Source organism: Curtobacterium sp. NPDC092190, from assembly GCF_044755625.1.
Lineage (GTDB): Bacteria > Actinomycetota > Actinomycetes > Actinomycetales > Microbacteriaceae > Curtobacterium.
This window is the reverse complement of record NZ_JBIVRJ010000008.1, coordinates 1-22400: the sequence shown is the minus strand read 5'-3', so window position 1 is coordinate 22400 and position 22400 is coordinate 1. Positions and strand designations below refer to the sequence as shown.

At 72.6% G+C, this 22400-nt stretch carries 22 protein-coding genes; 12 read left to right on the top strand and 10 right to left on the bottom strand.

Features of this window, described 5'->3' with window-relative positions:
- Window positions 1-11: 11 nt before the first annotated feature.
- A complete protein-coding gene (locus ACIQFY_RS15830) occupies window positions 12-983 on the top strand; it encodes an NAD-dependent epimerase/dehydratase family protein (RefSeq protein WP_400340886.1) in 972 nt (323 codons plus the stop codon).
- 1 nt (window position 984) lies between these two features.
- Here the strand turns inward: ACIQFY_RS15830 and ACIQFY_RS15825 are convergent, their stop codons facing one another.
- The 7 genes from ACIQFY_RS15825 to ACIQFY_RS15795 form a co-directional block, all read right to left on the bottom strand.
- On the bottom strand, window positions 985-1341 hold the full coding sequence (locus tag ACIQFY_RS15825) for a monovalent cation/H(+) antiporter subunit G (RefSeq protein WP_326497213.1): 357 nt from the start codon (window positions 1339-1341) through the stop codon (window positions 985-987).
- Window positions 1338-1679 carry a hypothetical protein gene (locus ACIQFY_RS15820; protein WP_066651577.1) on the bottom strand — a complete coding sequence of 114 codons (342 nt, stop codon included), beginning with the start codon at window positions 1677-1679 and terminating at the stop codon, window positions 1338-1340. Before ACIQFY_RS15820 ends, ACIQFY_RS15825 begins: the two co-directional genes overlap by 4 nt.
- A complete protein-coding gene (locus ACIQFY_RS15815; RefSeq protein ID WP_066651579.1) occupies window positions 1676-2257 on the bottom strand; it encodes a Na+/H+ antiporter subunit E in 582 nt (193 codons plus the stop codon). Before ACIQFY_RS15815 ends, ACIQFY_RS15820 begins: the two co-directional genes overlap by 4 nt.
- The gene (locus tag ACIQFY_RS15810) at window positions 2250-3953 is read right to left on the bottom strand and encodes a Na+/H+ antiporter subunit D (RefSeq protein ID WP_326497214.1); all 1704 of its coding nucleotides are present in this window, start codon (window positions 3951-3953) and stop codon (window positions 2250-2252) included. Before ACIQFY_RS15810 ends, ACIQFY_RS15815 begins: the two co-directional genes overlap by 8 nt.
- The gene (locus ACIQFY_RS15805) at window positions 3950-4375 is read right to left on the bottom strand and encodes a Na(+)/H(+) antiporter subunit C (RefSeq protein ID WP_209684376.1); all 426 of its coding nucleotides are present in this window, start codon (window positions 4373-4375) and stop codon (window positions 3950-3952) included. Before ACIQFY_RS15805 ends, ACIQFY_RS15810 begins: the two co-directional genes overlap by 4 nt.
- Entirely contained in the window at window positions 4372-7299 is a 2928-nt protein-coding gene (locus ACIQFY_RS15800; RefSeq protein WP_400340883.1) for a Na+/H+ antiporter subunit A, read from the bottom strand. The genes ACIQFY_RS15805 and ACIQFY_RS15800 overlap by 4 nt, the downstream gene beginning before the upstream one ends.
- A gap of 133 nt (window positions 7300-7432) precedes the next feature.
- Window positions 7433-8188 (bottom strand): SDR family NAD(P)-dependent oxidoreductase, encoded by a 756-nt coding sequence (locus tag ACIQFY_RS15795; RefSeq protein ID WP_251159994.1) that lies wholly within the window; start codon window positions 8186-8188, stop codon window positions 7433-7435.
- Between the two features lie 71 nt (window positions 8189-8259).
- Here ACIQFY_RS15795 and ACIQFY_RS15790 point away from each other — a divergent pair, with 71 nt between their 5' ends.
- From ACIQFY_RS15790 to ACIQFY_RS15765, 6 genes are all read left to right on the top strand, one after another.
- A complete protein-coding gene (locus ACIQFY_RS15790; RefSeq protein ID WP_326497216.1) occupies window positions 8260-8979 on the top strand; it encodes an SDR family NAD(P)-dependent oxidoreductase in 720 nt (239 codons plus the stop codon).
- 17 nt (window positions 8980-8996) lie between these two features.
- Window positions 8997-9662, top strand: a complete 666-nt coding sequence (locus ACIQFY_RS15785; RefSeq protein WP_400340881.1) for a FadR/GntR family transcriptional regulator — start codon at window positions 8997-8999, stop codon at window positions 9660-9662.
- Between the two features lie 37 nt (window positions 9663-9699).
- Window positions 9700-10320, top strand: coding sequence for a DedA family protein (locus tag ACIQFY_RS15780; protein WP_400340880.1), 621 nt, complete (start codon window positions 9700-9702; stop codon window positions 10318-10320).
- A gap of 37 nt (window positions 10321-10357) precedes the next feature.
- On the top strand, window positions 10358-11233 hold the full coding sequence (locus ACIQFY_RS15775) for an SMP-30/gluconolactonase/LRE family protein (RefSeq protein WP_326497219.1): 876 nt from the start codon (window positions 10358-10360) through the stop codon (window positions 11231-11233).
- Between the two features lie 7 nt (window positions 11234-11240).
- The gene (gene rlmC, locus ACIQFY_RS15770) at window positions 11241-12392 is read left to right on the top strand and encodes a 23S rRNA (uracil(747)-C(5))-methyltransferase RlmC (protein WP_400340878.1); all 1152 of its coding nucleotides are present in this window, start codon (window positions 11241-11243) and stop codon (window positions 12390-12392) included.
- A 361-nt stretch (window positions 12393-12753) separates the two neighbouring features.
- Complete coding sequence (locus tag ACIQFY_RS15765) at window positions 12754-13437, top strand: transglycosylase family protein (protein WP_066651599.1); 684 nt, start codon at window positions 12754-12756, stop codon at window positions 13435-13437.
- 81 nt (window positions 13438-13518) lie between these two features.
- Here the strand turns inward: ACIQFY_RS15765 and ACIQFY_RS15760 are convergent, their stop codons facing one another.
- Both ACIQFY_RS15760 and ACIQFY_RS15755 read right to left on the bottom strand, forming a co-directional pair.
- Window positions 13519-14553 carry an LCP family protein gene (locus ACIQFY_RS15760; protein WP_400340876.1) on the bottom strand — a complete coding sequence of 345 codons (1035 nt, stop codon included), beginning with the start codon at window positions 14551-14553 and terminating at the stop codon, window positions 13519-13521.
- 66 nt (window positions 14554-14619) lie between these two features.
- Window positions 14620-15018, bottom strand: a complete 399-nt coding sequence (locus tag ACIQFY_RS15755) for a MarR family winged helix-turn-helix transcriptional regulator (RefSeq protein ID WP_400340874.1) — start codon at window positions 15016-15018, stop codon at window positions 14620-14622.
- 83 nt (window positions 15019-15101) lie between these two features.
- Between ACIQFY_RS15755 and ACIQFY_RS15750 the strand changes: the two genes are divergently transcribed.
- The 4 genes from ACIQFY_RS15750 to ACIQFY_RS15735 all read left to right on the top strand — a co-directional run bounded on the left by ACIQFY_RS15750 (window position 15102) and on the right by ACIQFY_RS15735 (window position 20311).
- Window positions 15102-17231, top strand: a complete 2130-nt coding sequence (locus tag ACIQFY_RS15750; RefSeq protein ID WP_400340872.1) for an MMPL family transporter — start codon at window positions 15102-15104, stop codon at window positions 17229-17231.
- 12 nt (window positions 17232-17243) lie between these two features.
- Window positions 17244-17894, top strand: coding sequence for a GntR family transcriptional regulator (locus ACIQFY_RS15745; RefSeq protein WP_326497224.1), 651 nt, complete (start codon window positions 17244-17246; stop codon window positions 17892-17894).
- Between the two features lie 82 nt (window positions 17895-17976).
- Window positions 17977-19470, top strand: coding sequence for an LCP family protein (locus ACIQFY_RS15740; protein WP_326497225.1), 1494 nt, complete (start codon window positions 17977-17979; stop codon window positions 19468-19470).
- A 55-nt stretch (window positions 19471-19525) separates the two neighbouring features.
- The gene (locus tag ACIQFY_RS15735) at window positions 19526-20311 is read left to right on the top strand and encodes an endonuclease/exonuclease/phosphatase family protein (RefSeq protein WP_326497226.1); all 786 of its coding nucleotides are present in this window, start codon (window positions 19526-19528) and stop codon (window positions 20309-20311) included.
- Between the two features lie 60 nt (window positions 20312-20371).
- On the opposite strand, the gene ACIQFY_RS15730 is transcribed toward ACIQFY_RS15735, so the two are convergent.
- Window positions 20372-21169: a hypothetical protein gene (locus ACIQFY_RS15730; protein ID WP_326497227.1), complete on the bottom strand. Its 798-nt coding sequence runs from the start codon at window positions 21167-21169 to the stop codon at window positions 20372-20374.
- A 158-nt stretch (window positions 21170-21327) separates the two neighbouring features.
- Here ACIQFY_RS15730 and ACIQFY_RS15725 point away from each other — a divergent pair, with 158 nt between their 5' ends.
- Window positions 21328-22254 carry an SDR family oxidoreductase gene (locus ACIQFY_RS15725; protein ID WP_251159986.1) on the top strand — a complete coding sequence of 309 codons (927 nt, stop codon included), beginning with the start codon at window positions 21328-21330 and terminating at the stop codon, window positions 22252-22254.
- Window positions 22255-22400: the final 146 nt, after the last annotated feature.

The following is a 22400-nucleotide window of genomic DNA, read 5'->3' as shown; positions in this document are numbered from 1 at the left end:
GGCTGGACTGCATGCGCATCCTCGTCCTCGGCGGCACCGCCTGGCTCGGCCGGACCGTCGTGCAGCACGCCCTCGACACCGGCCACGACGTCACGTGCGTCGCGCGCGGCTCGGACGTCCCCACCGGCGCCCGGCTCGTCGTGGCCGACCGTGACCACGACGACGCCCTGACCGGGGTCGCCAGCGAGCGATGGGACGCGGTCGTCGACGTCTCCCGCACCCCGGAGCACGTCCGTCGCGCAGCCCGTGACCTCGAGCCCGTCGCCGACCGGTACGTCCTCGTGTCGACCGTGAGCGTCTACGCGTCCCAGGCCGAGCGCGGTGCCGACGAGCACGCCGCCGTGCTCGAGCCGTCGGACGACCCCGCCGACTACGGCGCTGCGAAGGTGGCGTGCGAACGTGCGGTCCTCGACGCCTTCGGCCCCGAGCGCGCCTCGGTCGCGCGGGCCGGGCTCGTCGGCGGACCGGGCGACCACACCGGACGTTCCGGCTACTGGCCGTGGCGGTTCGCCCGTGCAGCCGTGACCGGCCGTCCGGTGGTGGTCCCGGCGCGCACGGATCGACCCACCTCGGTGATCGACGTCCGCGACCTGGCAGGCTGGCTCGTCGGAGCGGCCGAGGGCGGACGGGCGGGCGTCCACGACGTCCCCGGCGAGGTCGTCACGCTGGGGCAGCACCTCGAGGAAGCACGGGCCGCAGCGGGCGTGGACGTCCCGGTCGAGCCGCTGCCGGACGAGGTGCTCCTCGCGCGCGGGGTGGCTCCGTGGGCGGGGGAGCGGTCCCTGCCGCTGTGGGTCCCCGACGACGACCACCAGGGCATGAACGACCGCCCGGCGGACCGCGCGCGTGCGGCAGGCCTGACGCGGAGGCCACTCGCCGAGACGCTGGCGGACACGCTCGCGTGGGAGCAGCTCCAGCCGGTCCACCCGCACGGCGCCGGCCTCTCGGACGACGACGAGGATGCGGTCCACGCCGCCGGGTGAGTCAGTCCTCGGTGTCGTCGACCAGCAGGTCCTCGTGCCGGTAGTCGTTCGACCGCAGCCCGGCACGCGCGATCATGTGGGTCGACACCGGCACCAGGAAGAGCTGGAACACGAGCACCGGCAGCACGACCCAGAACGCCGTCCAGGTCCACACCGCCACGACGATCGCGGCCAGGGCGAGCGCCAACCCGAGCACCTGCGGCTTCGCCATCGCGTGCAGCCGGACGAGGGGGTCCCGGAACCGGACGATGCCCACGGCGGCGCCGAACGACAGCGCCGCGGCGAGGAGCATCAGCACGAGGGCGATCCACGCACGGACGCCGGCCCCGTCGACGAAGGACTGCAGGATCTCGATCACTTCGACTCCTCCTCGGCGGCGTGCTCCGGCGTGGTCACGTCGATCCCCTCGTCGGACGGGTCCGACGAGGGCGTGACGATCCGTGCGACGGCGATGGTCGCGAAGACGCTCGTCGCCGCGATGACGACCAGCACCGGGACGGCGGTCAGGTCGCGCCGGACCACCATCGCCGCGGCGATCACCACGAGCGCGGTGGTGAGCACCATGTCGGAGCCGATCATCCGGTCGAGGATCGTCGGTCCGCGGACGATCCGCCCGACGGCCAGCGCGAGCGTGGCGCCGAGCAGGACGAGCACGAGCGCGATCCCGACGGCCATGACGACGACCGCGGCGCTCACCGGGTCACCTCCGGCAGCGGCTCGGCGAGTTCGGAGACGTCCTGCTTCGACCCGATGGCGCGGATGACGAGCTCCTCGATGCGTGCGACGGTCCGCCGCTCCTGGTCGACCTGCTCACGGCGCTCGGTGTCGAGCACGTGGATGAGCAGGCGACGGCGGGGGAGGTCGACGTCGGCGACGTACGACCCGGGCACGAGGGAGATCGCCAGGGTGGCGAGCGTGAAGGTCATCTCCGAAGTGGTGTGCAGCTGCACGAGCACGATCGAGCTCTGCCGGACGCCGCGCGGTCGGACGGCCGCCCAGGCCACCCGGAACGAGGCGACGACGACGTGCCCGGCCCACACCACCAGGAACCACAGTGCGCGCGGCAGCGAGAACCGCTTCGACAGGGGGACGGGCGGCAGCGGGAGCAGCTGCGTGACGAGGAGCGCGACGACCACGCCGCACAGCAGCGTCAGGACGCTCCAGGATCCCCACAGCAGCGCCCAGAGCACGGTCAGTCCGGCGACGAGCGGCACGTCGTAGCGCCAGGCGAGGGCGATCCGTCGGGCGTTCGAGATGCGGCGGGTGTCACTCATCAGCGCCTCCGTCCGTGCTGCCCAGGACGGCCTGCACGTAGCGGTCCGGCGACTCGAGTGACTCCGCTGCGCGGGTCGCGTAACCGTAGAGCGGACCGGCGACGACGGTGAGCGCGACCGACCCGAGGACCGCCACCGTCGTGACGGCGACGAGCATCCGGGGCAGCGGCGTGTGCACCGACGGCTCGACCGCGGGGGTCTGGCCGGTGGCCGGACCGGAGGCACTGCTCGCGTGCGCCGCGTCGGTGACGGTGGTCGAGCCTCCCGGGTGGTACGCCTCGCCCGTCTCCTCGGAGACGGTCAGCGGCGCCGGCTCCGGCGACCGCAGGTGCGCGTGCGGCTCGGCCGTGCTGGCGTGCGGTGCCGCCGCCTCGGCGGCCGGCTTGGGCCGCCAGAAGGCGGCGTCCCAGACGCGCATCAGCGCGTACAGGGTCAGGAGGCTCGTCACCACGCCGGCACCGACCGTCACCCAGGCGATCGGGGAGCCGTCCTCGGCCGCGGCGCGGAACAGGCCGAGCTTGCCGATGAACCCGGAGAACGGCGGGATGCCTCCGAGGTTGAACGCCGGGACCAGGTAGAGCGCGGCGAGGAGCGGTGCGGCCTTGAGCAGCCCGCCGAGCGACCGGGTCGAGGTCGTGCCGCCCACGCGTTCCATCACCCCCGACACCAGGAACAGCGTGGTCTGCACGACGATGTGGTGCACCGTGTAGAACACGGCCGCGGCGGTGCCGACGACGGAACCGAGCCCGACGCCCATCACCATGAAGCCGATGTGGCTGATGAGCGTGAAGGACAGCAGTCGTTTCACGTCGGTCTGCGACACGGCCCCCAGCACACCGACGATCATCGTGAGCACCGCGACCACGAGCAGCACCGTGTTGAGCTGTGGTCTCGGGAAGATGATCGTCTCGAGCCGGATGATCGCGTAGATGCCGACCTTCGTGAGGAGTCCGGCGAACACCGCGGTGACCGGGGCCGGTGCGGTCGGGTACGAGTCCGGCAGCCAGAAGGCGAGCGGGAACACCGCGGCCTTGATGCCGAAGGCGATGAGCAGCATCGTGTGGAGCAGGAGCTGCACGTGCTCGGGGAGCCCGGCGACGCGCTCCGAGATCTGCGCGATGTTCACGGTGCCGGTCGCGCCGTAGACCAGGCCGATGGATGCGAGGAACAGCGCCGAGGCGATCAGGCTCGTGATGATGTAGGTCGTGCCGGCGCGGACGCGCTGCTCGCTGCCGCCCAGGGTGATGAGCACGTAGCTCGCCACCAGGAGCATCTCGAACGCGACGTAGAGGTTGAACAGGTCGCCCGCCAGGAACGCGTCGAGCACTCCGGCGGCCAGCACCAGGTAGGTCGGGTAGTAGATCGTGACGGGGGCGTCCTCGTCGTCGGCCGCGAGTCCCTGGCCGATCGAGAAGAGCAGCACGAGCAGGAGCACGCTCGCGCTCACGGTGAGGAGCAGGGCGCTCAGCCGGTCGACGACGAGCGAGATGCCGTACGGTGCCTGCCACCCGCCGACCTGCACGACGATGGTGCCGTGCTGGTCGACGAGCACCATGAGCGTGGCGGCCACGACCACGGCCACCGCGAGCACCGCGACCGTGATGGCCCGCTGGAGCTTCTGGTGCCGCAGGAGGCCGAGCGCGATGGCGGCGCCGAGCAGCGGGACGAGGACGAGCAGGGGGACGAGCCAGGTCATCGCGAGGCCTCCTCGTTCTGGACCGCTTCGGGGTCGGTGTCGATCTCGGGGTCGTCGTCCGCGGGATCGTCGTCGCGGTCCTTGCCGATCGCGACGTCGGCCTCGTCGACCTCGACCTCGTCGGCGCGGGACAGCTTCCACGAGCGGTGGATGAGGGCGAGCAGGAACGCGCTCACCGCGAAGGTGATGACGATCGCGGTCAGGGCGAACGCCTGGGGGAGCGGGTCGGTGATGCCCTCGGACGAGCCGCCGATCGGGGGCTTGCCCGCCGCGCCGGACATGATGAGCAACAGCAGGTTCAGGGAGTTGCCGAGCAGCAGGAACCCGAGCAGCATCCGGGTCAGCGACCGCTCCAGCAGCAGGTACACGCCGCACGAGAACAGCACCGCCATCGCGATGACGAGGACCAGGGTGATGGTCATACGGCACTCCCCTCCGGGGTCGCGGCGGCGGCGTTGTCGTCGACGTCGCCCTCCGTGGTGTCGGTGATGCGCGCCCGCGAGTCCTCGAGCCGTTGCCGGTCGACCTCGGCACCGAGGCTCCGGAGCACGTCGAGGACGAGCCCGACGACCACCAGGTAGACCCCGATGTCGAAGAACGTCGCGGTGACGAACTCGACGTGCCCGAGCACGGGGACGGTCGCCTCGAAGAACGCGGAGTACAGGGCCTCCTTCCCGAAGAACAGCGGGACGATCGCGGTCGTGGCCGCGGTGGCGACGCCGAGGCCGAGCAGGCGACCGGCGCGGACGGGCGCGGCGGCGCCGAGCTCCGCGGGACCGCCCGCCAGGTACCGACCGGCCAGCGCGATGCCGGCGACGAGTCCGCCGGCGAAGCCGCCGCCGGCCGTGTTGTGCCCGGCGAAGAGCAGGTAGAGCGAGAGCACGACGAGGCCGTGGAAGAGCAGGCGGACGACCACGTCGAGCAGGGCCGAGCGACCGGTCGGGATCGCCGCGCTCGTCGGCAGCCAGGCGCGGGGCTCGCCGTCCGGGCGGTGCTTGTCGCTGGTCACGGTCGCCGGCAGGTCGCGCAGCCGCGGCAGGGTGTCCTCGCGCGAATCGAGGAAGATCAGGCTCGCGACACCCGTGGCCGCGGCGACGACGACGGTCAGCTCACCGAGCGTGTCCCAGCCGCGCAGGTCCACGAGGGCGACGTTCACGACGTTCAGGCCGTGACCGAAGGACTTCGTGAGCGCCGGGATGTCCGGCCAGATCGGGGTGCTGTTCCGTGCCGAGGCCGCGACGACCACGACGACGGCCAGGGTGACTCCCGCGAGGCCGGCGAACAGGGCCCGCACGATCCGGAAGCGCGACGGGTTGGCCGTGGCGATCCGCGGGGGGAGTCGGCGGAGCACCAGCACGAACGCGATGAGCGTGACGGTCTCGACCACGAGCTGGGTGAGCGCGAGGTCGACCGCACCGTGCAGGACGAAGAGCACGGACATCCCGTAGCCGGTGACGCCGACGAGCACCGCGGCGGCGAACCGGGTCTTCGCGGTCAGCACCGCGATCGCGGCGACGGCCATCACGGCGACGACCGGCACCTGGCCCCACGAGTCGGCGAAGCGCACGCGGAACGCCCACGGGCCGCCGAGCACCAGGTTCGCCAGGGCGCCGGCGACGAACACCGACAGGATCACGGTCAGGTAGTAGGGGAGCGACCCGCGCTGGACGCCGGCCGTGAGCCCGGTCGCCAGGCGGTCCAGGCCACGCATGGTCTTCCGGTAGGTGTCGGCCGCGCTCGGTGACCCGGAGAGCCGGTGCTGCAGGGCCTCGACCCGGCGTCGTGCCAGGAACAGGAGGACGCCGCCGACGAGCGTGATCGCGGAGAGGCCGAGCGCGGGCTCCAGGCCGTGCCAGAGCGCCAGGTGTGGGACCTCGCCCTCGGGCAGGGCCGCGGCGGTGGCAGCGGGTTCGACGCCGTGCGCGACGACGGGCGTGAGCAGGCCGAGCGCGAGTCCGGCGACGGCGAGGACGGACGGCACGACACCGAGTCCGTGCAGGCCGTGCGGCTCGGTGTCGGCCACGCCGGACTTCCGGGCGAACGTGCCCCAGAGGAAGCGGAGCGAGTACGCGACGGTGAGGAGCGAGCCGAGGGTCACCCCGACGAGCGCGATCCACGCCCAGGCCGCCTGCGGTCCGTGGAGCTCCTCGACGAAGCCGGTCAGGACGGCCTCCTTCGCGACGAAGCCGATCGTCGGCGGGATGCCCGCCATCGACGCGAGCGCGAGGACGCTGACCACGACGAGCCACGGCAGCTTCCGCCCGAGACCGCTGAGCTTCCGGAGGTCGCGGGTGCCGGTCGCGTGGTCGACGGCTCCGACGACCAGGAACAGCGTCGACTTGAACGTGGCGTGCGCGACGAGCAGTGCGATCCCGCCCAGGGCGACGGCCGGAGCGCCCCACCCGGCGGCGAGCACGAGGAAGCCGAGCTGCGCGACCGTCCCGTAGGCGAGCAGCAGCTTCACGTCGGTCTGGCGCAGCGCGCGGTAGCCGCCGATGAGCATGCCGAGCACACCGAGCACGGTGATCGTCTCGCGCCAGCCGGTCAGCAGCGCGAACGCCGGGGCCAGGCGGGCGACCAGGTAGATGCCGGCCTTCACCATCGCCGCGGCGTGCAGGTACGCGCTGACCGGGGTCGGCGCCGCCATCGCTGCCGGGAGCCAGAAGTGGAAGGGGACGATCGCCGACTTCGTCAGGGCGCCCAGGAGCACGAGGACCACCGCGACCGGCACGAGCGGCCCCGGACGCTCGACGAGCTCCGGTGCCTGCGCGATGATGCCCGACAGGCTCGTGGTCCCCGCGGTCACGGACAGGGCGACGAGTCCGGCGAGCATCGCCAGCCCGCCGGCGGTCGTGACGACGAGGGCCTGCATCGCGGCGGCACGGCTCGCGCGCTTGTCGGCGTCCTGCCCGATGAGCAGGTACGAGAAGACCGTCGTGGCCTCCCAGAGCACGAAGAGCACGATCACGTCGTCGGCGACGACGAGGCCGTACATCGACCCGGCGAAGGCGGTCAGGACGGACGCGAACCGGCCCAGTCCGGGCTCGTCCCGCTCGAAGTACGACGCGCAGTAGACGAGCACGAGCGCACCGACGACGGAGACCACCAGGGCGAGGACCCACGACAGGGCGTCCATCCGCAACGACAGCGCCAGGTCGAGCTCCGGGATCCACTGCCACCGGCTCGTGACCCCGCCGTGGAGTGCGGCGTCGCTCTGGGCGATCGTCAGCACCGCGGCGGCGGCGGGGGCGAGGGCGGCGACGTAGAACACGCGGCGCCCCATCAGCGGGGTCAGGGCGGGGACGATCAGGGCGACGATCGCGAACGCGACGAGGACGGAGACCATCGGGCACCTCCTCGGGGTCGGGCTGCAGTCCGGCTCACTGGGCCCTCACAGCCTACGGAGAGGCGGATGGCAACTTCCTGAGCGACCGGACAGCCGGAGCGAGCGTTCCCTCCACTCTGCTCCGCGTCCGGCCTCAGCGACCGTGCGCTCGTGCCGGGATCTGCGTCGCGAGCTTGCCGCCGGAGACGTCCAGCAGTGTGCCCGTGACGTAGGCGGACGCGTCGCTCGCCAGGAAGACCAGGAGGTCGGCGACGTCGTCGGGCGTCTCCCACCGCCGGAGCGACAGGGTGTCGAGCAGCCGGTCCTGCTCGGCCTGCGGCATCTCGGCGAACCCGTTCATCGCGGTCGGCACCATGCCGGGCGCGTAGGCGTTCACGGTGATGCCCCACGGGCCGAGCTCCGACGCCAGCACGCGGGTGAACGAGACCACCGCGGCCTTCGACGCCGCGTAGGCCGCGCTGCCGACGCTCGGCACGATCGCCGCGAACGACGCGGCGTTGACGATCCGCCCGCGCCCGGCCGCCTGCATCACCGGCGCGACCGCCTGGCTGACCAGGAAGGTGCCCCCGAGGTTCACGTCCATGCACCGTCGCCACTCGTCCCAGCCGAGCTCGGCGACGGTCCCGGTGACGTTGATGCCCGCGTTGTTGACGAGCACGTCGACGGTGCCGTGCCGGCGGACGACCTCGTCGACGGCCGCACGCACGGAGGCCGGGTCGGCGACGTCGCAGACGACACGGTCGACGCCGTCGTCACCGGCGTCGTCGAAGGCGAGGTCGAACGCGACGACGCGGCACCCCTCGGTGGCGAACCGCGCCGCGAGTGTCCGGCCGATCCCCCGGCCGGCTCCGGTGACGACCACCACGCGGTCGGTCAGGTCGAGGTGCATCGTCGCTCCCGTCGTCGGTCTGTCCCGGCAACGGTGGGCGCCCGTGCCTTGAATCATCATACTATTCGAGCATGACGGCGAAGGTGCTCTGGACCACGGGTGGCGGCAGCGGGATGGGGGCGGCGAGCGCGGTGGCCGCAGCCCGTGACGGGTGGACGGTGGTGCTCAGTGGGCGTCGCCGGGACCGACTCGAGCAGGTCGCGGACGAGGTCCGCGCGGTCGGCGGGACGGCGGACGTCGTGCCGCTCGACGTGACGGACGGCGACGCGGTGCCCGCAGCACGCGACGCCGTGCTCGGACGGCACGGCCGGATCGACGGCCTGGTGCTGGCAGCCGGGTTGAACTCGCCGGCGCGACGGTGGGACGACCAGTCGCTCGCCGACGTCCGCGCCGTCCTCGACACGAACACGACCGCCGTGGTGACGGTGGTCGACGCTGCTCTGCCGGCGCTCCGGGACGCGGGCGGTGTCGTCGTGGTGGTGTCGTCCTACGCGGGCTGGTCCTTCCAACCCGGTGCCGGTGTCGCGTACTCGGCGAGCAAGACCGCCCTCGGCTCGATCGTCCGGACGCTCAACCAGCAGGAGGCCGAGCACGGCGTGCGGGCCACCCACCTGTGCCCGGGCGACGTCGCGACGGACTTCCTGGACCAGCGTCCCGAGGTCCCCGACGCGGCGGCGCGCGCTCGGATGCTGCAGCCCGACGACGTCGGCCGCACGGTGGCCTTCGTGCTCGGGGCGCCGGCCCACGTCTGCATCGACGAGCTCGTCCTGTCACCCGTCGCGCAGCGGTGACGAGCGCCTTCGACAGGGTGCTCGACGGGATCGGAACCGCCGTCGTCACCGGCACCTTCGCGCCGGGGAGCCGTCGGAGCACCGACGACCTGGTGGCCTGGTCGGGCGCGAGCCGCAGCATCGTCCGTGAGGCGGTCCGCGTCCTCGTCGCGCTCGGCATGCTCAGTGCGCGCCCCCGCGTCGGCGTGGTCGTCGCCCACCCCACGGACTGGGACGTCCTCGATCCGCTGGTCGTCCGCTGGCGGCTCCGGGGGCCCGACGCGGCGCAGGTCTCCGTCGAGCTCCGCGAGCTGCGGGTCGCCGTGGAACCGGCAGCGGCCGCCGCGGCGGCCCGACGAGCACCGCTCGAGGACTGCTCGGCCGGACGGGAGGCGCTCCTCGCCACCGCGGACGAGCTCGCGTCCACCGCGGCCGAGGACCGCCGGGTCGACTTCACGATCGCGGACGTCCGGCTGCACTCCCTCGTGCTGGAGCTGTCCGGCAACGCGCTGTACCGACGGCTGCACCGCGTCGTGGGGGAGGCGCTCCGTGAGCGCGGGAGCATCCGGCCGGACCGCCACGACGTCGGCCTGCACGTCGCGCTCGTGCAGGCGGTCGTCGGGGGTCGGTCGGACGAGGCCGCCGACGTGATGCGCGAGATCGTGCGGCGCACCGAGCACCGGCCGGGCCCGGACCTGGGATGATCGTTGTCGGCGCACCCCGCGTCGACGGAGGTGAACGGTGGACGCAGCGCAGGAGATGGTGCTCCAGCTCGTCGGGACGCCCTGGGCCTTCCTCGTGGTCGGGCTCGTGCTGGCCGCCGGCAGCGTCGCGGTGTTCCTGCCGAGCCAGGCGCTCGTCGTCGCGATCGGCACGCTGCTCGTCGGTGGTGACGGAGGGTTCCTGCCCGTGCTCGTCCTGGTGGTCGCGGCGACGATCGGGATGGTGCTCGGCGACGTCGCGCTCTGGCACCTGGCGCGGACGGTCGACCTCGGCTCGCGGTCGTGGTTCAGCCGGCCGAAGATCAGGAAGGCGCGGGAGTCGATCGACGCCCGGTACCGGAAGGCCCCCGGACGCATCGCCGTCCTCGGCCGCTTCATCCCGATGGGGCGCCTCACGACGAACCTGGTCGGTGCGGACAGCGGGCTCGACCTCCGGCGCTTCCTGGTCAGCTGCCTCGTCGCCGACGTGGTGTGGGCGGCCTACTGCGTGAGGATCGCGGCGGCCACCGGGCACTGGAGCCGGGAGCAGCCGTTCCTCGTGACGACCCTCGCGGTGGTCGCGTCGATCCTGCTCGGCCTCGCGATCTCCGCGGTCGAGAAGGCCGTGCGGCGCCGCGCCGAGGCCGCTGCGACCGCCTGACGCCGTAGCGTGGAGGGCACCGTCCGAAGGAGGACCCGTGTCGAGCCTCACCGAACTCGTCCCCGACCCCGACGCCGTCGAGCGCCTCGCGACCGGCAGCACCTGGGCCGAGGGGCCGTGCTGGATCCCGTCCGACCGGACGGTCCGCTGGTCGGACATCCCGGGCGACCGGATCCTCGAGTGGCACCAGAAGACCGGCGGTACGACCGTGTACGCGTCGGACGTCGAGTTCACGAACGGCCGCACGCTGGACCGCGACGGCTCCGTCGTGCAGTGCTCGCACGGGCGGCGACGCGTCGAGCGCGACCGGGGCGGCGTCGTCACTGCGGTCGTCGACGGCTGGGCGGACGGTCGGTTGAACTCGCCGAACGACGTCGTCGTCACGCGGGACGGCTCGATCTGGTTCACCGACCCGGCCTACGGCATCACCCAGCCGCGTGAGGGACACCCGGGCGAGCGGGAGTACGGCGACCACTGGGTGTTCCGGTGCGGACCGGACGGCGAGGACCTGCGCCCCGTGGTGCTCGACGTCGACGAACCGAACGGTCTCGCGTTCTCGCCCGACGAGCGCGTGCTCCACGTCGCCAGCTCGTCCGCCCACGAGCCGGTCATCCGCGCCTACGACGTCGACGGTCACCGCGTGAAGAACGGCCGGGTGTTCGCCCGGCTCGGCGAGGGCGAGGGCGTGCCGGACGGCATCCGGGTCGACGTCCACGGCAACGTGTGGTCCTCGACCCACCGGGGCGTGACGGTCTTCGCACCCGACGGCGCCCGCATCGGCGACGTCGCCGTGCCCGAGGTCGTGTCGAACCTGTGCTTCGGCGGCGACGACGGCACGACGCTCTTCGTGACCGCGACGACCTCGCTGTACCGCATCGCGACGACGACGCGGGACGCCGCTGCCGTATCCTGACCCGGCCATGCAGTGCGACTACTTCGACCGGGGGGTGTGCCGCTCGTGCACACTCATGGGACAGCCCTACGGCGACCAGGTGCTCGACAAGGAGATCCGCACGCGGGAACTCCTGCGGGACGCCGTCGAGGCCGCAGGGGGCCCGGGGGCGATCGAGTGGTTGCCCGCGATCACGAGCCCGGAGTCCGGGTACCGCAACAAGGCGAAGATGGTCGTCGGCGGCACGGTCCAGCGCCCCACGGTGGGGATCCTCGACCACCGGCAGCGCGGCGTGGACCTGCGGCACTGCGGCATCTGCACGCCGGGCATCCGACGGGCGCTCCCGGTCCTGGCGGACTTCGTCGCCGACACGGGGCTGATCCCGTACGACGTGGCCGCACGTCGGGGCGAGCTCAAGTTCGTGCTCGTGACCGAGTCCCCGGACGGCGAGCTCATGGTGCGCTTCGTGCTGCGCTCCGAAGGGCAGCTGCCACGACTGCGTGAGCGCCTCGACGCCCTGCGGCGGGTCATGCCCGAGGCGGTCGTGGTCACCGCGAACCTGCTCCCGGAGCACAAGGCCGTCACCGAGGGGGAACGCGAGGTCGTGCTGACCGAGCAGGAGACGCTGCCGATGCGGTTCGGCTCGATCGCGATGCACCTCCGACCGCAGAGCTTCTTCCAGACGAACACGAGCGTCGCGAGCCAGCTGTACGACCAGGCGTCGGCGTGGATCGACGAGGTCGGGCCGGCCTCGATGTGGGACCTGTACTGCGGTGTCGGCGGGTTCGCCCTGCACGCAGCGCGCCCGGGTCGTGCCGTCACGGGGATCGAGACGAGCCGGGAGGCGATCCGCTCCGCGAAGCAGTCCGCGCGCGAGGCGGGGCTGATCGACGTCCGCTTCGCCGCGGACGACGCGACGGAGCACGCCCTCCGGGCCCGACCGGACGCGCTGCCCGAGCTGGTGGTGGTGAACCCGCCGCGCCGGGGCATCGGCGAGACGCTCGCGACCTGGCTCGAGGAGTCCGAGGTCGAGCACGTCGTCTACTCGAGCTGCAACCCGGTCACCCTCGCGAAGGACCTCGCGCGCATGCCGTCGCTCCGCCTGCGGCGGGCGCGCGTGCTCGACATGTTCCCGCAGACCGGCCACCTCGAGGCCGTGACGCTGCTGTCCAGGCGCTGACCAGGACGCGACCAGCCAGCGGTCGGGAGGCTCGCTGCCAGGCCGCCACGGGCCTCCCGTCCGCAGCATTGCCAGGAAACTGCCAAGGTCACGTACCCGGGTACAGACCGATCTGCATGCCCATGGTGATCGGGGCACTCAGGAAGACCGGTGGGGGACATAGCACTCACGGGTAGAACTCATTGTCTCGGTTTGATAACAGTCACGAATTTCCTATGGTTGCCGACCAGCGCCACCGGCACGAGACCACTGCCCCCGGCGGCGCACCCCACAACATGACCGCGATCGGTCGGGACGGGCAGTGGCGACCGGGTCCGCTCAGGCGGGCGCCAGGTCCGTGGTCCCGGTGGAGCGATCAACCATGAAGAAGCTTTCCCGTACCCGCACCATCGTCGGTGGCCTGGCCTTCGCCGGCATCGCCGCGACCGGTGTCGGCCTGGCGGCAGCGCCCGCGAACGCCGCATCCGGTTCGACCTGGGACGCCCTCGCACAGTGCGAGTCCGGTGGCAACTGGGCCATCAACACCGGCAACGGCTACTACGGTGGCCTGCAGTTCAACCTCGGCACCTGGCAGGCGAACGGCGGCGCCGGCAACCCGGCCTCCGCGAGCCGCGAGGCCCAGATCGCCGTCGCCGAGCGCGTCCTCGCGTCCCAGGGCTGGGGTGCATGGCCGGCCTGCTCCGCGAAGCTCGGCCTGAGCGGGACCACGGGTGCCGCTCCGCAGGCCGCCGCTCCGGCCCCCGCCGCGCCGCAGCAGGCTGCACCGCAGCAGGCCGCGCCGCAGCAGGCTGCACCGAAGGCGACCACGCCGGCCGCACCGAAGGCGACCACGCAGGCCGCTCCGAAGGCGGCCGTGTCGAGCAAGCCGGCCGCGGTCGCGACGAGCGGCAAGACGTACACGATCGAGTCGGGCGACACGCTCGACAAGATCGCGACGAAGCTGAACATCGACGGTGGCTACATGAAGCTGTGGGCCGCGAACACGTCGACGATCGACGACGCGAACCTGATCTACGCCGGCCAGGAGCTCCAGCTCCCCGCCTGATCGACCTCCCGATCCGACACGAGACCCCCGTGGCACCTGCCGCGGGGGTCTCGTGCTGTCCGGGACTCGCCGGCGCGACCGTCAGCTCGGGCGGTCCTCGAGCCACCGCTGCAGGTCGTCGGACCGCAGGGCGCTCGAGATCGCGGCGCGGTCGTGGTCGTCCAACCGGACGAACGACTGGCCGTCGGGGGTCGTCCCGCTGCCCGCGGTCGGCATCGTGAACGTGACCAGGTCGTCCGGTCGGACCCCGCGCAGGGACCACCCGAGACGGACGATCGTCGCCGCGTCGAGCCCGGGGTCCACCGCCAGGTGCTCGCTCGTCGCGGTGACGAACTCCTGCAGTCGCCCCGGGTGCGTCAGGGTGCCGCGCGACAGGGCCTGGTCGAACACCCCGCGCAGGAACGCCTGCTGGTTCCGGACGCGTGTGTGGTCGGCGTCGGCGAACGCGTACCGCTCCCGCACGAAGGCCAGGGCCTGTTCGCCGTCGAGCCGGTTCGCGCCGCTGACGAAGTGGTGGCCCCGCGCCGTGAAGTCCCGCGGCGACTGCACCGTCACGCCGCCCAGCGCGTCGGTCATGTCGGCGAACCCGGCGAGGTCGACCTCGGCGACGTGGTCGATCCGGACGTCGAGCAGCTGCTCGACCGTCTGCACCGTGAGCGGGATGCCGCCCCAGGAGTACGCGGCGTTGATCTTGGCCTGGCCGTGGCCGGGGACGTCGACCCACGAGTCGCGCATGATCGACATGAGGTACACGTGGCGGCGGTCGGCGGGCACGTGGGCGAGCATCAGCGTGTCCGACCGCCCGCCGGCGGGCTGGTCGCCGTCGGCCAGTCCGGCCCGCGAGTCGGACCCGATGAGCAGGATGTCCTCGGCGCCGCCGGACGGCGCGGGCCGGTCGCCGGCGGGGAAGGGGTCCGCGATCGCCTCGGTGTGGTCGTCGAAGCTCCGGGTCAGACTGCCGACGAAGACCGCTGCGACGACCGCGAGCACGGTGGCGATGCCGACCAGGGTGCCGGTGGTGGCGACCAGCGCGACGAGCGCGGGGTGCCTGCGCGGCCTCCGGGCCGTTCTTGCTGTGGCTGCTGCCGCGGCTCGGGCGGCGCGACGCTCGGACATCGGACTCCTCGGGTCGGGTCGGCCCTGCGCCGACCCGGAGAGTCTACCGCATGTGGTATTTCAGTGTCACGAGCGGTTCAGGACGCCGGTCAGCCGCCGACGGAGCTCCGCGTCCTCGGGGAGGACCTCCCGCTCGATGTGCTGTGCGGTCTCCCATGCGCGGCGACCCTCGTCGGTGACGGACACCACGCGACGCCGGCGGTCCTCCGGGTGCGCGGTCCGCTCGACCAGGCCGTCCCGTTCGGCCCGCTCGAGGGTCCGCGACATGGTCTGGGGCTGCACGCGAGCGGTCCTGGCGATGGTGTCCGCGCCCGTCGGGCCGGTCCGCAGCAGGATGTCGATCGCGACGAGGGCGGCGTGGGTCAGCCCGATCGCCCGGAGTCGCTCGTCCCACTCCCGCTCGACGGCACGCGCCGCGGCGGAGAGCAGGCGTCCGAGCGGCCACTGCTCCGCGGGTTCGTGCATGATCGGAGTCTACGGGCGGGTCGTCCCGGCGGCGTCGGCGCAGAGATAGTAAGCATGCTGACGATCGGTGTACGCTCACCGACGTGTCCCGGTTCCTCCGCATCGTCCTGCCCGCACTCGTCGTCCTCGTCTGGCTCGTCGTGGCCGGCGTCGGCGGTCCCGTCTTCGGGAAGATCTCCGAGGTCGCCACGAACGACCAGACGTCGTTCCTGCCGGCCTCGGCCGACGCGACGAAGGTGCAGGAGCGTGCCGCCGACTTCCGACAGGCCTCGGAGGCACCCGCCATCGTCGTCCTCGACCGCGACGGCGGCCTGACGTCCGACGACCTCGCTGCGGCCCGTCGGATCGCCGACACCATCGGCGAGCGCGACGACGTGCAGGGCACGAGCCCCGTGATCCCGAGCGAGGACGGCGACGCCGCCGAGATCATCGCGACGCTGACCGAGGACGCGGAGACCGGGGACGCCGTCTCGGCCATCCGGACCACGGTGGACGAGGCGCTGCCCGCCGGCGTCGCCGGGTACGTCACCGGTCCGGCGGGCTTCACGGCCGACCTGACCGAGGCGTTCGCGGGCATCGACGGCCTGCTGCTCGGGGTGGCACTCGCCGCGGTGTTCGTCATCCTGATCGTGGTCTACCGGTCGCCGCTGCTGCCGTTCCTGGTGCTCGGGACGGCGACCTTCGCCCTGTGCGCCTCGATCCTCGTGGTGTACGCCCTGGCGAAGGCGGGGGTCGTGACGGTCAACGGGCAGGTGCAGGGCATCCTGTCGATCCTCGTGATCGGCGCGGCGACGGACTACGCGCTCCTCTACGCGGCGCGCTACCGCGAGGCACTGCGCGAGCACCGCACCGGCTGGGAGGCGACCCGGGCCGCGCTCCGCGGCGCGTTCGAGCCGATCGTCGCCTCGGGCGGGACCGTCATCGTCGGGGTGCTCTGCCTGCTCCTGTCGGACCTCAACTCGAACAAGGCGCTCGGGCCGGTCGCCGCGATCGGGATCGCCTTCAGCCTGCTCGCCGCCCTCACCCTGCTGCCCGCCCTGCTGCTGGCGTTCCGTCGGGCGGCGTTCTGGCCCCTGCGCCCGGCCTTCGGCTCCGGTGGCCGCCCGACCACCGGTCCGGACGCGACCGGACTGTGGGCACGGGTGGGGCGCCTCGTCGCGCGCCGGTCCCGCACGGTCTGGATCGTCTGCACCGTGGCGCTCCTGGCGATGGGCAGCGGCCTCGTCGGGCTCCGTGCCGACGGTGTCCCGCAGAGCGACCTGGTGATCGGGTCGTCCCAGGCGCGGGACGGCCAGCGGGTCCTCGCCGACCACTTCCCCGGGGGTTCCGGCAGCCCGGCCCAGGTCATCGGCGCCGAGCGTGACCTGGACGCCCTCGTCGACGCCGTCCGCTCGGTCCGCGGGGTCGACGGGGTGGTGGCCGCCTCCACCGACTCACCCTCGGGGACCGTCCCCGTGGGGTCGGACGCCGCCGCCGGGGCCGCCACGGGCACGACGGAGCCGACGGTGTCGCGCGGGGACGTCCTGCTCGAGGCCACGCTCGCCGACCCCGCCGACTCGAGCGCCGCCGAACGGACCGTCCGCGACCTCCGCGTCGCCGTCGAGCGGGTGGACCCCGACGCGGTCGTGGGTGGCGTCACGGCGACCGCCCTCGACACGAACGACACCGGCATCCGCGACCGCTCGGTCATCATCCCCGTGGTGCTCGCGGTCATCCTGCTGATCCTCGTGCTGCTGCTCCGCAGCGTGGTCGCCCCGCTGGTCCTCGTCGGCAGTGTCGTGGTGTCCTTCGCGGCCGCACTCGGCGTCGGCGCACTGGTGTTCGACCACGTGTTCCACTTCCCCGGGGCCGACCCGTCCGTCCCGCTGTACGCGTTCGTGTTCCTCGTGGCGCTCGGCGTCGACTACAACATCTTCCTCATGACCCGGGTGCGCGAGGAGTCCCTGCGGCACGGCCCGCGTGAGGGGGTCCTGCGCGGGCTCGCGGCCACCGGCGGAGTGATCACCTCGGCGGGCATCGTGCTGGCCGCGACCTTCGCGGCGCTCGGCGTCATCCCGATCCTGTTCCTCGCGCAGATCGCCTTCGTGGTGGCGTTCGGCGTCCTGCTCGACACCGTCGTGGTCCGGTCGCTGCTCGTCCCCGCGCTCGTGATCGACCTGGGGCGCCGGGCGTGGTGGCCGTCGCGCCTCTCGCGCGCAGCGCGTCACATGTGACACGCTGGTGGCATGCCAGTTCCCTCCACGCAGCCGGCCGCAGAGCGCAAGCTGCTCCGTGACACCGTGCAGGACAAGATCCGCGACGCGATCATGGACGGCACGCTCGAACCGGGCGAACGACTGAACGACGACGACCTCATCGCGTGGCTCGGCGTCTCCAGGACCCCGATCCGTGAAGCACTGGCAGAACTCGCACGGGCCGGACTCATCGAGATGGCGCCGAACCGCTACACCCGCGTCGCCGCACCGACCGAGGCCGAGCTGCTCGACGCCTGCCGCACGCTCGGCGTCATCTACGGCGGGGTCGTCCGCCTGGCCGTCCCACGGTTCTCGGACGCCGAGCGGGACCGGGTCACCGCCGTGCTCGACGACGTCCTGGCGCGGCTCGACGCCGACCAGCAGACCGAGGTCGCGCGCGAGGGCGCGGACGTCTACTCGATGTGGGCGGAGAGCTGCGGCAACGCCTCGCTCGCGCAGCTGTGCCGCTCGACCACCGACGGCCTCGCCTTCCGGCTCCGTGTGCCCGAGCTCTCCGAGCTCGTCCCGCCCGACGTCATCCGTCCCGAGATCCTGAAGCTCCGTGACGCCGTGGCCGCGGGCGAGGCGATCGCCGCGCAACTCGCGATGGAGGCGATCCACCTCCTGCCCACGCGCGACTGACCGAGCGCCGGGCGTACAGCGTCGGGCACGGACCCTCAGGGATCTCCCTGTCCGTTCCACGCTGTGCCGTTATGGTTTCCGGGTGAGCATCGAACCCGAGCAGACGACGCGCCGTGCCCGCCGCGGCCACGTGCCGCCGCGCCACGGGCGCCAGAAGCGTGGGAGCGGCGTGGTCCTCCCCGCGGTCGCCGGCGTCCTGGCGATGGGCCTCGTGCTGACCGGCGGCTACGCCGCGTTCGCCTTCACGAGCCTGAACAGCGGCGTCACGAAGATCGACGCGATCAGTCCGCGGTCGGACGACGACGACGACGTGGACGGTCAGGCGCAGAACATCCTGCTCGTCGGTGACGACCACCGCCCGGACAACGCGACGCCCGAGCAGATGGCCGAGCTCAGCACCGAGGACGACGGCGGTGCGACGAACACCGACACGATGATCGTGCTGCACATCAACGCCGACGGGTCCCAGGCGACGATGATCTCGTTCCCGCGCGACTCGTACGTCCCGATCCCCGGTGTCGGCAAGGGCAAGCTCAACAGCGCGTTCTACTACGGCACGCTCAACGGCGGCGGCGACACCGGCGGTGCGAAGCTGCTCATCCAGACGATCCAGGACCTCAGCGGCCTGACCATCGACCACTACGTCCGGGTGTCGTTGCTCGGCTTCTACCAGGTGGTCAAGGAGCTCGGGCCGGTCGAGGTGTGCCTGAACAACGCGGTGAACGACCCGTACTCGGGTGTGGACCTGCCGGCCGGCACCTCGGAGCTCGACGCCAAGCAGGCGCTGTCGTTCGTCCGTCAGCGGCACGGGCTGCCGAACGGTGACCTCGACCGGAACGTGCGCCAGCAGTACTTCCTGTCGCAGGAGGCCCGCAAGGTGCTCTCCGCGGGCACCCTGCTCAACCCCATCAAGATGAACAACATCCTCGGCGCGGTCGGGAGCTCCATCCAGACGGACACCGACCTGGTGTCGCTGGCGAGCCAGATGCGGAACCTGCGCCCCGGCAACATCCAGTCCGCCACGATCCCGACGCTCGGCACCCCGACCATCACGGTGGGTGGCGCGCCGCTGTCGATCGTCGAGGTCGACACCGTCGGGTTGCCCGCGTTCGTGCAGGGACTCGTCGGTGAGCCGGAGGAGTACACGAAGGCCAGGGCTGCCGAGCCCGCCGCGACGACGGTCACCGTGCTGAACGGCAGCGGGACCACCGGCGCCGCCGCGACGGCGACCGCGAACCTGACGGCCCGCGGCTTCCAGGTCGGGACGCCGGGGTCCTCGGACACGACGCAGAAGACCCAGGTGCAGTACCCCGCCGGGCAGGAGGCGCAGGCCAAGGCCGTCGCCGCGGTGGTGCCGGGTGCGGTCGCCGTGCGGTCGACCACGGTGTCGGGCGTCACGCTCGTCCTCGGATCCGACGGGAAGACCGTCACCGCCCCGGCCGCTCCGAGCGACGATGCCTCCGCCCCGGCGGACGAGACGCCCGAGGCCGAGGCGTCGAAGCCGGCGGAGTCCGAGCCGACGCCGAGCTCCACCGACGTGAAGACCTACGGCAAGGAAGGCGTCTGCATCAACTGACGCACCCGGCACCACCCTGGGGTCACCCGTGGGAGCACGTCGGTAGGGTCGACCGGTGAGCCACGTCGCGCGTCCGATCACCCTGATGACCTACAACGTGAAGAACCCGGATCCGCGGCACGACTGGCCAGCGCGCCTGCCGCTGGTGCTCGAGGTCATCCGACGGCACGACCCCGACGTCCTCTGCGTGCAGGAGGCGTTCGACCACCAGATGGACGCCCTCCGACAGGGGCTGCCTGACCACGACGCCGTCGGGCAGGGCCGCGAGGGGGGCTCCGCGGGGGAGCACGCCGCGGTGTTCTTCCGCCGCGACCGGCTGCGCCCCGTCGACGTCGGGACCTTCTGGTTCTCCGACACCCCGGACGAGCCGGTGTCGAACACCTGGGGGAGCCTGTACCCACGGGTCGCCAACCACGCGCGCTTCCTCGACGCCGAGGGGGCCGCCTTCACGCTCCTCACCGCGCACTTCGACCACGAGGAGAACGACCACGGGGACGAGGTCCGTCGGCGCAGCGCCGCCCTCGTCGTCGAGCGGCTCGCTCCGGTCGACGGCCCCGTCGTCTTCGCCGGTGACTGCAACGAACCGTGGGGCGCGGGTCCGGCCTCCCGGGTCTTCACCGATGCCGGGTACCGGGACGCCTGGTCGGACGCGGGTGACCCCGGTGACCGCACCGCGTCCTTCAACGGGTGGCAGGCACCGGTCGACTCCGGCGAGCGGATCGACTGGGTGCTGACCCGCGGCGACGTCACGGCCGAGCGCGTCGTGATGGACCACGACGGGCCGGAGACGTGGGCCGCGAGCGATCACTTCCCGGTGGTGGCGTCCCTGCGCGTGGCCTGAGCCGCGTGGCCTGAGCCGGGCGGGTCGTGACCGTGCGGCCGTCGTGCAGTGCGGGACGCGTCAGCAGGACCGGCGCGCGTGCACCGGCATCGGGGACCCGATGACCGTCACCTCGGTGTCGTTCGTCAGCGCCGAGACGCCGTTCGTGCCCTGCGCGTCCTCGCCCGTGTCGTGGGTCGGACCGTCTGTCGCGTCGTCGTGTTCCGCGCGGGGGTCGTCGCCGGTCGGACGCTCGTCGGGAGCCCAACCGGCCTCGAGCAGCAGCTGCCACGCCCGGGAGTCGCCGGACCCGAACGACACCTTGTCGGAGCGCGGAGCCGTCGCGATCTCGTCCGCGACGTCGTCGCCGACCTGGACCCCGTCAGGACCGGTCAGCTCGACACGGTCGCCGGTCCGGCCCCGTACCGAGTCCTTGAGGACTCGGATCTCGACCGCGTTGCCGACGGCGGACGGCGTACGGAGCGCCGCGACGCGGACCGCCCCGCCCCAGGTGTAGGTCGTCCCCGCCGGGAAGCACGCGCCGCCGTCACCGACCGCGGTCTGCGTGCGCGACGGGGTACCGAGCAGCCGGTTGAGCAGCGAGACGGTCGACCTCGCGTCGCGCATGGGGACGTCCGCGACGGTGTCGTCGGCGTGCCGGAGGACCAGGGACTCGGCGTCGAGCTCGACCGTGTCCACCCGGCGCAGTTCGCGGTCGGTGACCCGGATCGGTGGCTGGACAATGTCCGCGACGTCGCTGCGGTCCTCCGCTGCCGCCGCCGGTGCCACGCCCCCCGCCGCCAGGGCATCGGACCCGACCGTGCCGGCCGCGAAGGCGAGCACGGCAGCGCCGAGCGCGAGCAGAGTGCGGGAAGTCACCAGTCGACCGTACGGCCCGGAGCCGGACAGGACGACAGGTGTTACCGAATCGCAGCCCGGTCGTCACGTGTTCGTGATCTTGGGGATGTGTCACGGACGCGTCGCGGGGGACACCCGGCTGGACGGACAGCGGTACCCCGGTGCGTACCGTCCAGGCCATGACGGAGCAGCAGAACGACCAGGCGGGTCTCGACCAGTACGCGATGCAGGACCCCACGAAGATGTACGCCGACAAGAAGCCGGACGAGCAGTACCTGCAGGGTGCCGGCACCGACGAGGAGATGGCGCAGAACGTGCCCGCCGACCACGGTGAGGACACCTACCGCGGCTCCGGCCGCCTGCAGGGCCGCAAGGCGCTCGTCACGGGTGGCGACTCGGGCATCGGCGCCGCCGTCGCCATCGCCTACGCCCGCGAGGGTGCCGACGTCGCCATCGTGTACCTGCCCGAGGAGCAGGAGGACGCGGACCGCATCGTCGGCCTCATCGAGGACGCGGGCCGCAAGGCCGTCGCGATCCCCGGTGACATCAAGGACCTGGCGTTCTGCGAGGAGCTCGTCCAGAAGACCGTCGACGGCCTCGGCGGGCTCGACATCCTCGTGAACAACGCCGGCAAGCAGCAGAACGTCGACGACATCACGAAGATCTCGGACGAGGAGTTCGACGAGACCTTCAAGACGAACGCCTACGCGACCTTCCGCATCACGAAGGCGGCCGTGCCGCACATGCAGCCCGGTTCGACGATCATCAACACGACGTCGATCCAGGCGTACGCGCCGTCACCGCACCTCGTGCACTACGCCGCCACGAAGGCGACCGTGAACAACATGGCCAAGGGGCTCGCGGCACAGCTCGCACCGAAGGGCATCCGCGTCAACGCCGTCGCTCCCGGCCCGATCTGGACCCCGCTGCAGCCGGCCGGTGGCCAGCCGCCCGAGGCGCTCCCGTCCGCCGGTGAGCAGACCTACCTGGGCCGCTGGGGCCAGCCCGCCGAGCTCGCGCCGGCGTTCGTGTTCCTGGCGAGCGGCGAGTCGTCCTACGTGGTCGGCGAGACGCTCCACGTCGACGGCGGCATGCCCACGCCGTAGTCGCGACCAGGTGACGGACTGGAGGCGGGGGGGCCCCGGGCCCCCCCCCCCCCCGCCCGCGGGGGGGGCCGCCCCCCCCCCCCCCCCCCCCGCGCCGCCCCCCCCCCCCCCCCCCCCCACCACCCCCCCCCCCCCAACCCCCCGGG